Annotated in this window: 12 protein-coding genes; 10 read left to right on the top strand and 2 right to left on the bottom strand. The window is 42.6% G+C overall.

Annotation, left to right across the window (positions count from 1 at the left end):
* Positions 1 to 40: 40 nt before the first annotated feature.
* The 6 genes from hisF (at position 41) to DW931_RS09690 (ending at position 5,394) form a co-directional block, all read left to right on the top strand.
* On the top strand, positions 41 to 799 hold the full coding sequence (hisF, locus tag DW931_RS09715; protein ID WP_117796566.1) for an imidazole glycerol phosphate synthase subunit HisF: 759 nt from the start codon (positions 41 to 43) through the stop codon (positions 797 to 799).
* A gap of 336 nt (positions 800 to 1,135) precedes the next feature.
* Positions 1,136 to 1,822, top strand: a complete 687-nt coding sequence (gene hisIE / locus DW931_RS09710; protein WP_117796565.1) for a bifunctional phosphoribosyl-AMP cyclohydrolase/phosphoribosyl-ATP diphosphatase HisIE — start codon at positions 1,136 to 1,138, stop codon at positions 1,820 to 1,822.
* Positions 1,823 to 2,236: 414 nt separating this feature from the next.
* A complete protein-coding gene (locus DW931_RS09700) occupies positions 2,237 to 3,013 on the top strand; it encodes a hypothetical protein (RefSeq protein ID WP_117796563.1) in 777 nt (258 codons plus the stop codon).
* 154 nt (positions 3,014 to 3,167) lie between these two features.
* Complete coding sequence (locus tag DW931_RS16395; protein ID WP_270224331.1) at positions 3,168 to 3,293, top strand: hypothetical protein; 126 nt, start codon at positions 3,168 to 3,170, stop codon at positions 3,291 to 3,293.
* A gap of 266 nt (positions 3,294 to 3,559) precedes the next feature.
* Positions 3,560 to 4,648, top strand: coding sequence for an ATP-binding protein (locus DW931_RS09695; RefSeq protein ID WP_347559440.1), 1,089 nt, complete (start codon positions 3,560 to 3,562; stop codon positions 4,646 to 4,648).
* A gap of 152 nt (positions 4,649 to 4,800) precedes the next feature.
* Positions 4,801 to 5,394, top strand: coding sequence for a YHYH domain-containing protein (locus DW931_RS09690; RefSeq protein WP_118482496.1), 594 nt, complete (start codon positions 4,801 to 4,803; stop codon positions 5,392 to 5,394).
* Positions 5,395 to 5,531: 137 nt separating this feature from the next.
* On the opposite strand, the gene DW931_RS16390 is transcribed toward DW931_RS09690, so the two are convergent.
* Together DW931_RS16390 and DW931_RS09685 are read right to left on the bottom strand one after the other, a co-directional pair.
* Positions 5,532 to 5,654: a hypothetical protein gene (locus DW931_RS16390; protein ID WP_270523436.1), complete on the bottom strand. Its 123-nt coding sequence runs from the start codon at positions 5,652 to 5,654 to the stop codon at positions 5,532 to 5,534.
* Positions 5,655 to 5,809: 155 nt separating this feature from the next.
* A complete protein-coding gene (locus tag DW931_RS09685) occupies positions 5,810 to 9,394 on the bottom strand; it encodes a hypothetical protein (RefSeq protein ID WP_147353586.1) in 3,585 nt (1,194 codons plus the stop codon).
* A gap of 1,291 nt (positions 9,395 to 10,685) precedes the next feature.
* Between DW931_RS09685 and DW931_RS09675 the strand changes: the two genes are divergently transcribed.
* The 4 genes from DW931_RS09675 to DW931_RS09655 all read left to right on the top strand — a co-directional run bounded on the left by DW931_RS09675 (position 10,686) and on the right by DW931_RS09655 (position 14,067).
* Complete coding sequence (locus tag DW931_RS09675) at positions 10,686 to 10,994, top strand: type II toxin-antitoxin system HicB family antitoxin (RefSeq protein ID WP_243015365.1); 309 nt, start codon at positions 10,686 to 10,688, stop codon at positions 10,992 to 10,994.
* Positions 10,995 to 11,535: 541 nt separating this feature from the next.
* The gene (locus DW931_RS09665; RefSeq protein ID WP_118482501.1) at positions 11,536 to 12,048 is read left to right on the top strand and encodes a transcription termination/antitermination NusG family protein; all 513 of its coding nucleotides are present in this window, start codon (positions 11,536 to 11,538) and stop codon (positions 12,046 to 12,048) included.
* A gap of 25 nt (positions 12,049 to 12,073) precedes the next feature.
* The gene (locus DW931_RS09660) at positions 12,074 to 13,411 is read left to right on the top strand and encodes an exopolysaccharide biosynthesis polyprenyl glycosylphosphotransferase (RefSeq protein WP_118482502.1); all 1,338 of its coding nucleotides are present in this window, start codon (positions 12,074 to 12,076) and stop codon (positions 13,409 to 13,411) included.
* A complete protein-coding gene (locus DW931_RS09655; RefSeq protein ID WP_117796557.1) occupies positions 13,408 to 14,067 on the top strand; it encodes an SIS domain-containing protein in 660 nt (219 codons plus the stop codon). The genes DW931_RS09660 and DW931_RS09655 overlap by 4 nt, the downstream gene beginning before the upstream one ends.
* Positions 14,068 to 14,083: the final 16 nt, after the last annotated feature.

Below are 14,083 nucleotides of genomic sequence, written 5' to 3'. Positions count from 1 at the left end.
TCGAATGAATAATCAGAAAAAGAAATCAGGAGGGAACGGCATGATTTCAAAACGTATTATTCCGTGTCTGGATGTAAAGAACGGGCGTGTCGTGAAAGGCGTCAACTTCGAGGGAATCCAGGATGTGGCGGATCCGGTCGAGATGGCAGAATTTTACAACCAGAGCGGCGCGGACGAGCTGGTATTTTATGATATTACGGCAAGTGTAGAAGGAAGAAAAATCTTTACCGACATCCTGACTGAGGCGGCAAAACGGGTTTTCATCCCGCTGACGGTCGGCGGCGGCATCAGCACGCTGGATGATTTCGACCGCGTTTTAAAATGCGGCGCGGACAAGGTCAGCGTCAACAGCGGCGCGATCAAAAATCCGGAGCTTATTACCGAGGCGGCACACCGCTACGGCGATCAGTGTGTGGTGCTTTCGATGGATGTCAAACGTGTTGGAGATGAATACCACGTATTTAAGCAGGGCGGGCGTGTCGATACAGGCATTGATGCGCTGGAATGGGCAGAATCCGGCGTCAGACGCGGCGCAGGCGAGCTGGTGGTCAACAGTATCGATACGGACGGTGTGAAGCAGGGATTTGATATTCCGATGCTTTTGGAGATCGCGAAGCGTGTCGATGTGCCGATTATTGCATCGGGAGGCGCGGGAAAGAAAGAAGACTTCTTAGACCTTTTCCAGTATCCGCAGATCGACGCGGGACTGGCGGCGAGTATTTTCCACCGGAAAGAAGTGAATATTAAGGAATTGAAACAGTATCTGGCGGAGAATGGGGTGGAGATGCGGTTGATCTAAATCGCATAGATGCTCTAAAAGTTAGAGGGCGGTGCTTTTTCGTGAGAGGGACGGAAAACAGGCATCCAGAAACTTCCGAAAAACGCTTTCGCTCTTGCGCCTACGCAGCGGTGCTAAGTTCGAAAAGACCTCACTACGCACCGGCGTATGCGATGTTTTCTACAGTTTTTGGATGCCTGTTCTCCTGTGGATCGCGAAGGAGAGCGTCGGCGCTGCGCTGATCGTACGAAAACATGAGCCAGCAGGCAATTTTTAATGGGATTTTGCGCGTGACTGTGAAGGTACTGAACAGTTACGATGTAATTAAAATTTTATGTGGTAAGGCAGGATAAAAATATGAGTGAGAATATCAACGAGATTGCAGGCGTAGAGCCGTCGTTTAAGATTGATGAGTTAAAGTTTAATGAGAAAGGTCTGATTCCGGCGATTGTGCAGGATCATTATAGCAAGAAGGTTCTGATGATGGCTTGGATGAATAGGGAGAGTCTGGAGATCAGCCTTCGGGAGAAGAAAACCTGTTTTTACAGCCGCAGCCGTCAGGAGCTCTGGAGAAAGGGTGAGACGAGCGGGAATGTGCAGCATATTTCCAGTATTTATGCGGACTGCGATAAGGACACCTTGATTGTCGAGGTGGTCAAGGAAGGTCCGGCGTGCCATACGGGCGCAGAGAGCTGCTTCTTTGAGCCGGTTTACCAGAACGAGGAGATCACGCCGTTTTCCTATGAGGGACTTTACGACCTCATTATGGGACGTAAGACGAATCCGAAGGAAGGAAGCTACACGACGTATCTGTTTGATAAAGGTCTGGACAAGATTCTGAAGAAAGTCGGCGAGGAGTGTACCGAGGTTATCATCGCGGCAGCGAAGAAAGACAAGGACGAAACGATCTACGAGCTGGCAGATCTGTGTTACCATGCCATGGTTCTGATGGCAGACGCGGGCATCAGTGTAGAGGATGTGACGAAAGAGCTGGCGAAGCGGCATGTGGTGGATCATAAGGTGAAGCAGGAGTATATGCGGTAGAAAGCTCTTTTAAGTTTTTGGAGAGTGACGAATATAGTAGAAGGTAAGAATGGGCTATTGCGGATGCAGGTGTTTGCAATAGCCTATTTTTATACGAAAATTATATATATTAAGTGTATGGAATGCCTGGAGAATCAGGTTAAAAATAGGAGTGCAGAAGGAAAAAATGAAATTTGTGAAACAGCAAATGACAACAGATGCTGTTTCGCAAAATATAAGAAAAATGATATGGTCCTTTTTAATGATATGTGCACTCAATTTTAAATTTACAATGTAAAAAACATAGTTTTTACGAGAATGGACGTAAATAAGAATCAAATTTTGAGCACATTGAGAATCAAATTAAGTTTAAGTCTTGACGAAGTGGATGGTAGATGCTATACTAGACGTGGATTTAAGGAGGGAGATTCTCAGATGGCACAGTCGGCTGAAAAAAATATAAAGGAAAGAAGTTCACTGTATCCCATGTTTTCTATTAAAGAAATAGTGGATTTCATTAATGAAATTGTAAAAATCGGTGGAAAGCGTGTATCTATCAATACTATTGCAAGTGTTCTTGGATTTAGCGTGAAGACAAATTCCTTTCGGGCAAAGATTAGTACTGCAAAGCAGTTTGGATTGATTCGAGGTTCAAATGGAGCGGTTGAACTGACAGAACTTGCCAAGCGGATTGTCTATCCGGTTAATGAATTAGATACCAGACGCGCTATCGTAGAAAGCTTTTTATCGGCTCCGCTATATCGTAAGATCGTGGAAAGATATGAAAACCAGGCCCTTCCTAGTCAAGATAAGCTTAGTAATATACTTCTTTTAGAATACAATCTAACGAAAAGCGCTAAGGATATTGCCGCTGCGAAATTCATTGAAAATGCAGAGCAGGTAGGAATACTGAAAAACGGCATTATTCTTTTGGAATCAGATGAGAATGATATTGACTCCTTTGAGGATGAAAGTTCTTCTAAAGATTCTAAAGAGGTTAGTGAAAATAGTACCGCTGAATCCAAAGAGGAAGTTCTGACGTCGATGGAGCCGTCGGCGTATTGTTTTACAATACCAACACTTTCTGGTTCTGTGGCAAAGGTTATCATTCCCCAGAATGTGACCGAAAAAGATTTAGATTTCATCACACTTTACATTGAAAACATGTTACCCACTTTTATTTCCAACTTAAAAGAAGAGTTGGAAAAATAAAAGCAGACCACCCATAGGTGTTCTGCCTCTTGAATCTGTGTTGCAGCACAAATTCTGCCGACGAGTATGCCAGGATACGTATTTACATTTTTAAATGTATCATACTTTGTCGGGGATTTCAAGAGGAACCTTCAAAAAAGGAGGTGACCGCCTTATGGATAAGGAATATGTCTTAGTATATACTCCATATATTACTCGTAAGGGCGTGCGCATCTGGGCTTCACAATATGGCCTCAAGGTGTTCTGCCTGCGAATCCCTCGCGAAAAGTATCGCGGCTAATTGATGATCAAGATTCTATTCCGGCATAGAATCTTGATTTTTTTTGTAATTGAGAGAGACGGATAGAGTAATTATGAAACATAAAATCAATAAAATAACGGAAAAATCACAAAAATGTTGATATAAAAATCAGAAATTTGTATATTATATAAAAAGGAGATACAAAACATGTTGGTGCAATTTAAAATGAAAAACGTTCTTTCCTTTAAAGAAGAAACGATTTTTGATATGACAGCAATCAGCGCTTATAAAGAGCACCGTCGAACCTGATTGATATAGATACCAAGGAAAAATTCCTGCGGGTAGCAGCTATTTATGGCGCCAATGCCAGCGGAAAGTCCAATTTCGTGTGGGCACTACAGCTTTTTCGGCGGATTGTTTCCCAATCTTTGAACAATGTTGATGACGGAGCTGAGTCCGTACTCAAAAAATGCAGTAAACCATTTTCTTTTGAAGAGAACAAAGGTAATTCAGAATTTGAGAGTGTACAGATTCTGCGGGACGAGGAGTATCAGTATGGGTTTGAGTACAATTCTGAGAAGATCGTGATGGAATGGCTGTACAGAAAGAGTTTAAAGACAAACCGTAAAGTGACGATTTTTGAGAGGACGATGCAAAAAGTAAATTTAGGGGTGTACGTTAGAAAAAAATGTGAAGCTTATAAAGATCAAATTCCACCAGAGACATTATTGTTATCTTTCTTTAATAAACTCAAGTTAAAAACAGATATTTTTAAAACGGTTTATTCAGGAATTACAGATGTACTGGTTTTTATGTCGGATGACTATGAAGATACAAGGTTTTTAGATGCTCTTTTACCTAAGGTAATTGATGGAAAAAAGGAAAAGTTATTAGAGTTTCTTACCGCAATAGATATTGGAATAAAGGATATTACTTATAAAGAAAAAGAAACGCTGTTTTTTACATTTCATAAAGGGGCGGATGGGGAATTATATCCTTTGAATTTATACGATGAGTCAGAAGGTACAATCAAGAGTATCATGCTTTTTATCCATGCACATATGGCAATTATCAATGATTATGTACTGGTAATGGATGAGCTAAATGTAAAATTACATCCATTGTTGTTAAAATTTTTTATTGATTTATTTTATGATAACAATTCAATGGCTCAGCTGATTTATACTACACATGATACGACATTAATGGATAAAAAATTCTTCCGAAGGGACCAGATTTGGTTTGTACAGAAAGACGAGCTGGGACATTCGGAATTATGTGCGCTTTCGGACTTTAAGGTGCGTTCCGATGCATCATTTGAAAAGGATTATATGGCGGGGGTATATGGAGGAATTCCATTTCTTAAGGAGTTTTCCTTGAAAGAAGGTGAGTAAGAAGAGTATGTGTCAGCTGTGTAATGGCAACCGCATGGTTTTATAAGGCAGAATTAGTGCGGTATTATGGCAATTTTCTTGTGTTTTCTGTATGGAAATGTTACAATTAAATTGGAGAGCATTTCATTTTACAGTTACAAGGGGGAGTTATTATGAAACGTTTTAAAAAGTTTGGAACCGCGCTTTTATCCTGTATGATGCTGACGGCATCTTTCACAACAGTCTCAAATATGACGATGATTACAGCTGAGGCGCATCAGGGACGAACCGATGCACAAGGCGGTCATCATGACTACAAGAATAAGAGCGGTCTGGGAAGTTATCATTATCATTGTGGCGGCCATGAGGCACATCTTCATCCAAATGGAGTCTGCCCGTATAAGAATGGGGCTGTTTCGAATGGAAATACGTCCGGTCAGACGCAGACTCAGACACAGACACAGTCCGCAGGTAATCAGAATCAGGTAGCGGAACAGATGAACACGTATCAGCCGGTGTTTGATGCAAATTATTATTATATGAATAATCCAGATTTGCAGTCGGTCATTGGCTTGGATTCGCAAAAGTTATTTGAGCATTTTTATACGTGTGGTATGGTAGAAGGACGCAGGGCATCGGAGAATTTCGATGTCAGTGTATATAAGGCAAATAACCCGGATTTGGCGGCAGTGTTTGGAGACGATTTGAAGGCTTACTATACACATTATGTGCAGAGTGGGCAGTTGGAGAACCGGGTTTGCAAATAAAAATAGGTGATGGAAGAGAAAAGCCATGCGGTTGTGTAATAAAGCCGCATGGCTTTCTATTTTCGCTTTTCTAAAACCAACTTCCGCATCCTTTGTTTCATGGAAGACCAAAACGGGGGCGGGAAAACTGTCCTGTTTTAGAGTTTAGAGAAATCTGAAAGCATATCTATAAAAGTTAAATGTCCTTGTTTCTTTTCAAAGTGATGCTTTCCGGTATGAAAAACATTTAAAGCATATATGGTTAAACCTATTTTTTTCATGGCATTGGCCTCCGAGGTAATATTTATAAATCTGTAATTTGTAAATGCTAACAAGCCAATTATAGAACTTATGTTCTGCAATGTCAACTGAGTTCGCTATCAGTCCGATATGTATTTCTAAGTAAATGTAGAATTTTGCCTTTGTACCCTTTATTTTAAATCAACTCCCGCAAGAAAAAAGCAATCTGCGATCCCCGATTTACCATATACTCCAGCACCGTCTGAGTCTTCAAAGCCAGTTCCACATCGTTCCTGAAATCCATGCGATGACGTGATACAAAAAGACCGACGTACTCTTCCATATAATACAAGGTTTGCTGATAAAGCGGTAACCGGCAGTCAGGATCACGCGTGACCAGTTTATACATCCAGTCGATTCCGTTTTCAAGATAAGGTTCCCGCCCAACGGTATAGAGCAGCCGGGAAATCGCATAGAACAGGGATTTGAGACTTCCTGATTTGTCGATAAAATCGTCAAAGAAAGCCGCTTTTCCTTCTGGAAGGAAGGCGCATCGGTGAACGCCGGATCTCCAGGGAGAATTGCCAAATAAATAGCTGATAATCACTTTGTCCAGTCCATACGGATGGCGGTCATCAAAAGAAACCTGTGGTTTGCTGCTTAATGCAAGAAGGTAAGGTTTCAGTAATTCCCATATATTCCAGAAAGCATCCGTTTTTCCACAGATATCTTGAATTCGAATAAGTTCGGTAATCAGATATTTTGAGTTATCATTCCGAATCAAATCTGCAGATTTGAAAAATGCATCGATCAGACCTGCCTGTTCTGCCTGCTCACAATGGAGCAGAACATCTGCCAGCCAGGAAACATAGTTTAATGTATATCCAGAAAGTTCCCTGCGTTCGGTGCGCAAATCCCTGTTATCTGTAAAAACAAGTTCCATGACAAGATCTTTCGTTGCATCCGCGAATTTAAATGCCTCTGCTGCTTGGGGAGAGATCAAGGAAAGAAGCGTGAAAATTGTTATATTCTGGAGCTTGGAAAAATCAAAGTCGGTTATATCAACTGAGTCTTTCGCAAGCGCACGGGCAATCACATCCTCATTCCGCTTGAAAAAGTCATCGCTGGAAAATGACTCATTTTTCAAAAGCGCGTCTTCATAAGAATCGGCGAGGAGTGAAAACAGATACAGGAAATGCCATGCAGCATTCTGGCTGTGCACCCAGATGGTTGACGCGATTCCGTTCACGATACGGCTGTTGTAACTCCAGTCATTCAGTGCCAATTTAAGAAGCAGGCACAGAGGATTTTCGTCATTTATGGCTTTTATATTATCTTCATTGCTTAAAAGAACCAGTCCAACGGCAATCGCATCGATTCCATTTCCAGCCTGAACGATTTCAAAGTGAGAAGCGTGTGCAAATAAATCAGCAATAGAGAAAATGATACATTCGCATAATGTCCGATCTTCATGTGACAATGTTTCCTTAAAATCCCGAAGTAAAACAGCACTGGTGTAAGATGCGATCGCGGTAAAGCGGTCCACGATCACAGATATATCGTCGGAAGAGAGTTCCTCATTGCGAACTTCAGCGTCCATATATGCCCAGATTTCGTTCAGCTCTGAGCAAATGGTGCGGACATTCTCATACTTTTTATATTCCCGGAATTTAACATCATGGTGGAATTTATAATCGCTCCATAACTGTAAATCCATATATTTCAGATGAGGTTCATAGGCGGCGGCGCTCTTCTGGCTTAATGCTTTCATGTCTTCTGTAAAATCAGGGAGAACCGTACAGAGTGTCTGCCCGTGCTCATTTTCCCGAACATCAACAATTTCCTGATAATGTCGTAAATCCATCCGGTAATAGGCAAATTTGTCATTGGATGACCAGGTATCGATATCGGCAGTCGCTCGGTCAATCGCTTGATAAAGTGTTTGTTTTCGGAAATTGAAGGCTTCTGTTGAAAGACCGCTGGAATTTGTTTGATACGATAAAATAACTTCTTCCAGACGTTTTTTCCTGAAAGGAAGCCGGTTACTTTCTAGCCGTTCTTTTTCAAGAAGATCTTTTCCGGTCAACAAAAAGGAAGCTGAGGATTCGGCGGTAAAGCGGTATGAATCCAGATGAAATAGTTCTTTTGTACGCAGAAGCTCACAGACAATCTCAAATAGTTTATCTGGATAAGCTTCTGCGGCGCTGACGATCACGGAAGTTAACATAACATTGCGGGACTTCTGCAGGATATAGCGGCAATAATTAACAACAATAAGAGTTTCTGAATGCTCGATAACCATAAGAAGCCATTTTTCAAACCCCATCAAGAGACTAATCAGAAGATTTGGACCAACCGAAGTTCCGCGGTACATTTTCCAGAGTCGGTCAGATGCAATTTGTTCTACAGGTATATCGTTTACATAAATAGTAATGTTTGTACATTCCCCATAATCCTCATTTAAAGATGAATGTGCGTAGGAATTACCAGCTTGATTGCAAAAATCAATTAACCAATCAGTTACAAGATTTTGTTCGGTTTGCAGCAATGGGATAATTGGTGTTGCATAAGCGCTTGCGGTTTGATACCAAAAGTCCAGATGAGGATTTAAACCGAAATCTTCTTCAACGTCAGGATGTGCGTAATGGGTACGAAGAGTCATATTAGAGCGAACCCACAATTTTGCCATCAGATGAAGCGTGGTTTCAGGTATTGCAGCTGGAACCATTCCATAATGATAAATATCCGATACAGCGCATTTTGCCAGATCCGTATACATACGGGGAAGCGGGGGATGGTTTTCATCGCCGGTTTTTTCATCTATTACCATTTGAAAAAGGGATTTTAAGGGTTCCTGAATCATCCATGCAGAATTTACCAATACATCCTGCAGCTTTTCTACCTGCCCTTTTTCAAAGGTATAACGCAGATCCTTGTCGTTGGCTATTTTTTGAAACAAAAATACTCCGATTTCTCCGGCCATGCGGGTATTTTCTGATTTAGCATGAGCGAGGTGTTTGGTCCAGGAATCCAGTACCTCGATGATGATAGAGATCAGGCTTTCATCCCAAAGAATAGTCTCTTTTTGCTCCAGCAAAAATGCAAACAAAGCTTGCCAGGCATAGCCGGATGGCTTGGAAAGGCGAAACGGAATCAGATTTCCAGTACTCCAGTATTGCTCCCAGTTCTCTGCGGCGCGGCAGCAGGTGTTGATTAAAATTACAAGTTTTCGTAACAGCTCATAGTTGTTTGCAGCCATCTTTTGTGTCAGCTTTTGATAAACTACTTTTAAAGATTCCGTGCTGATAACCGTTAAGAGAATCTCATCTTTCCATATCCGCTCTATCTGTTCGCAGTCGAGAAGGTGGAAAATAAGCTCCTGATGCGTTGGAACAGCGGCAAAATCAGCCAGCCATCCGCGAAATAGCTTTCGGATGCGGAGAGAAGGGTGGAAATCGGCAAAAAACCGCTCATTCAGGGTACCATGCCGGTAGCGTTCAGTAAAAATATGACCGACAACCAACTCTTCAAATACATCATGGCTGTGCAAATATCTTCTGGCATCGTCGCTTTGGAACAGCACGCCGCTTTTTTCCAGTTCAGAAAGTGCCTCGGAATCATCCTCTGCGAGAATCTCATGATAATAAATCTCATTTCGAAGCATTTTCGTGGTCAAAGAAATAAGGGCCGTTTCCCTTCTGGTTGGCAGATTGTCCTTCCGCTTCCGGCTGTTACGGATGATATCATTCCAGATTTTTTCCTCAAATGCCTCACGGTTCAAAGAACGCATCGATTCATCTTCGAGGTTTTCCAGAGCCAGATATAAGCCCAGATAGAAAGGCGCACAGAGCAGATCCAGCAGCCGCTTGTCCTGTGGCAGCTGAAAACCATAGGTATGGGATAAAGTGGACAGCTTATCAGAGTCAACCGGTTCGACATGATAGGTCTGAACCTTGCTGCCGTGTAATAGGGAGTTTTGAAAAGAATCCCGGTACGCGGTTCGGAGTGTCAGAATGATTTTCCATCCAGCGGCCATAAAGCGGTTCAGGATATCCTCAAACGTTTCCTGATATTCACAAACAAAAAACTTTTCGGCTGCATCGATATAGAGCACACGTGTGTCAGCCATTTTGTATACATCGATCACTTCATCCAAATTTAATTCGCCATAACGCGTCAAAAAATTTAGTACATCATTCACATCCAGATCGGTGCTTTTAAAGGTAAGGAACGCGCAGTCACCTGTAAGTTCATTTGTCAGCTGTTTTACCAGAGCCGATTTTCCGGAACCGGCAGCTCCGTCAATGAGCAAAATGACCGCATCAGAATTTAGAAACGAGTTAAGGTCTAGTTGGATATGTTCCAGAGTAATATCGTTTTCTCTATATCTTACGCTGGTGTGAATGTGATCAAATATCTCTCTTTTATGTTTTACAAGATTTTCACAGCAGGTCTGTACGGCAGAGTCCACCTGAAAAAACACATTGCGGCAAATGGTAAGCTGCTTATCCTGCATCAACTGCGCTTCCAGATTGCTGGGACCCCGCCAGATAAGTTCAATGCCAAGCTCTTCAGCGGCTGCTTCCACCTTTTTCTGATAGGAGGGCCTGATATCGTCCTTTTTAGAACTGGGGGAAAACTCACGGCTGATATAGAAATAGAGTGTTGTAATACCCGGATATCTCTGTGCAGCTCCCTTGACAGCGTCGATCAGTTCTTGTTCCTTGGATGACATGGTAACACTGTCTGCATAGTATTTCGACTGGAAACCAATATAGCGATCGCCCACATGAATGGGATTTGTCTCAATATGGGGCTGGTTGAAGTAGCGGAAAATACCGTAGGGCTGCTGGAACTCATGGCAGAAGAGGTAGTATGTGAGAGATTCGAAGGCGTGTTGGGGATTGGTGGAGTATTTGTAGTTAAATGCGGTCCAGTTAACGGGAGTTTGTGGGATCATGGGTGGGGCCTCCTTTGGGTGGTGTGATAAGGGTATTGTAGCATAGGGAGAGGGGAATGGGAAATGGGAAAAGCGGAGATTTGATGGAGTTATTGAAGGAATCAATGATTATGTGGATTTTCAAACAAGTAATATTGCGGATGTAGAAAAGGAATTTCATTGTGCAGTTGACGATTATCTTATATTTTGTAGTGAAGTTGAAAAGGAACCTGAAAAGGAATATAAAGGCACTTTTAATGTCAGGATTAAGCCAGAATTACATAAAAAACTGGCTTTTAAAGCGTTAGAAGATGGCGATTCTTTAAATAAAGCGGTAGAAAACGCAATTGCTGTTTATTTATCGTATGGCAGAGCAAATGATATAAATAAAGATATAAAAAGAAGTTTATGTGTTGAAAAGGAGTATTGTAATGGCGGCTAATAAGAAAAATAATATTAATGTTGATAGACCAATAATTCAATCAAGTGGATACAATGGAAGTGAGCCTGTACGTATTTGTCCGAATTGTAATAAGCCAAAACCAATCAGCAAATTTGGTTTCCGTAAAATGGGAAATGGTCAAATTAGAAACCAGTCCTGGTGCAAAGACTGTAGATAAAGCGGGGTGAAAACTCCGCTTTTATCTTATTAAATTAATTTAAGAATTTCCTAAACATTCCTTCCCACAAACTTCTATTGAATCCCCCCACAAACCGTAGTATAATAAACTAGACTTCGCATAGGCACAAATCCTCTAAAATCAGGGCGTGCCTATGCGGACGCATGAAAGCGCGTTAAGAGGCGCAGAATAAGAATCAAAAGCACGTGGAGTAAGCTGCCTGTGATCAATGTCATGGTCAGATGAAAGATGGAACATAGGATGGATCGAGATCGTATCCGGGCAGCCAGAAGGCGGCTCCGGGATGGCGAAGCATACCCATTGTGTATCTGAAAGCAGAGAAAATGCAAAGGAGAGTGCGATATGTGGTATGTGATCCAGACACAGACAGGCAGGGAACAGGAGCTGACAGAATGCATCGAACGCGTTTTGAAAGGAAATGGGTACCGCGCCTGTTTTGTGATTGAGCAGGAATGCGTCTGGCGCAATGCCGGGGAACTTTTGGAATACCAGAAACCGCTCTTTCCATCCTATGTTATCGCGGACACCGACACGCCGGAGGAATTCTTTCTGGCGTTAAAGCGGGTCCCGAAGCTTTCCAAACTCCTGCGGACAGACTGTGAATTCTGGGCGATCCGGGAGGAAGAGAAGAAACTGCTCTGCCAGATGATGGAGTTGGATGAATGTCTTGTCCGCCGCTCCTTTGTCACCCTTGACGAAGACGGCAACATCCTAACCGCCCAGGGACCATTATCCTTCTTCCTGGACAAGATTGTACGCAAGCGCATCCGTAAGCGGATCGTGACGGTCGAGGTTGAGCTTCTGGGAGAAAAGCGCAGGATAGAACTGGGAATCTGTCTGCCGGAAGATAAGTAAAAGAAAGGAACCAAAACACAAAAGCATGAATCAATTTGAGCAATACAAGCGCCTGATCAAGCTGGGATTTGCCCTGATATTGGTTGCGCTTCTGACAGGACTCTATGGCGTCATCTGGATCAACTGGTACAACAAGATTATCTGGGCGCCGTTCTTCCGCAGGGGTAACTGGATGATGATATTCATCTATGGACTCCTGCTTATTTTCTTTATGCAGCTGTACGGTGGATTTAAGATAGCGCTCCTGAAACGGGGTAATCTGATCTACTCGCAGATATTGGCGGTGGTATTTACCAATATTATCACGTATTTCCAGATCAGCGTGCAGGATAAGAAATTCACGACACCGGCGCCACTGGTGGTCAATCTGATAGGGGCGGTTGTCATCATCCTCGCGTGGACGATGACATTTCTCTGGCTGTACCGGGGCATGTTCCCGCCGAGAGAGCTGCTGCTGATCTCCGGCGATCACTCGGATTATCATTTGATTGAAAAAATGAATGCGCGGGAAGATAAATACATAATCAGCCAGATTGTCAGCTACCACGAAGGACCGGAACGCATCAAAGCGGAGATCGCCAAATACGACAGTGTGATTGTCGGAGATATACCGGCGCATGAGCGAAACTATATCATCAAATATTGTTTCGGCCAGAATATCCGGACATACAGCGTCCCGAAAATATCAGACATTCTGCTTCGCAGCTCGGTGGAACTGAATCTGTTTGATTCGCCGCTGCTTCTGTCGCGGAATAATCAGGGACTGCAGATAGAGCAGGAAATTATGAAACGGATCATCGACATCGTCGGATCACTCATCGGAATCGTAATTACGATTCCGATTTTTTTGATTGTAGGAATCTGTATTAAGATGACCGACGGCGGTCCGGTGATTTACCAGCAGACGCGCCTTACAAAAAACGGAAAGAAATTCCAGATATATAAATTTCGTACCATGGTGCAGAATGCGGAAGCAGATGGAAAGGCACGGCTGGCAAGCGAGGATGATCCGAGAATCCTGCCGATCGGCAGGGTGCTTCGGGCAACCCGCCTGGATGAACTGCCGCAGATCTACAATATCTTAAAAGGCGATATGTCCATCGTAGGTCCGCGCCCGGAACGTCCGGAGCTGGCGGCCGAATTGGAAAAAGAGATACCGGAATTTTCATTCCGCCTGCAGGTCAAAGCAGGCCTGACCGGTTACGCGCAGGTGTATGGAAAATATAACACAACCCCTTATGACAAGCTGAAACTGGATTTGACGTATATTCGGAACTATTCAGTGCTGGAGGATCTGAAGCTGATTATCATGACGCCGAAGATTATGCTGATGAAGGAGAGTACGGAAGGAGTAAAAGAATGAAACGAAAAACGATGACTTCAGAGCAGATTTTTAATGAATTATTTCTGAGATATCCTCAATTGGAAGTATGTAAGAAGGATATAATAGAAAGCTATCATTTGCTAAAAACAACATATAAAGAAGGGGGCACGCTTTTAACTGCTGGAAATGGAGGGAGTGCCGCAGATTCAGAGCATATTGTTGGCGAGTTAATGAAATCATTTCTTTTTAATCGCAGAATATCTGCTCAGGATGAAGAAAAATTTAAAGAATTATATGGTGAAGAGGGTGACGAATTAGCATCTAAATTAGAAGGAACACTACGCGCTATTCCCTTGACTTCAATGCCGGCATTGTCCACAGCATTTATAAATGATGTAGATCCTACGCTTACATTTGCGCAGATGCTTTATGGATATGGAAATAAGGGGGATGTTTTTTTAGGAATCAGTACATCTGGAAATTCAAAAAATATTATTAAAGCACTCCAGGTAGCAAAGGTAAAAGGGATCAAAACTATTGGCTTGACAGGAGCAAGCGGTGGAAAAATGAAGGAGTACTGTGACGTGACGATCAAGGTACCGGAAATAGAAACCTTTAAAATACAAGAGTTTCATCTGCCGATCTATCATTGCTTATGTGCAATGCTTGAGGCGGATTTTTTTAATGAAAAATAAATAGAGCGGAGACATA

This window comes from Clostridium sp. AM43-3BH (assembly GCF_003479985.1).
GTDB classification, from domain to species: Bacteria; Bacillota; Clostridia; order Lachnospirales; family Lachnospiraceae; genus Otoolea; species Otoolea fessa.
The sequence above is the reverse complement of the archived record's forward strand: the minus strand, read 5'-3'. Positions and strand labels throughout refer to the sequence as shown.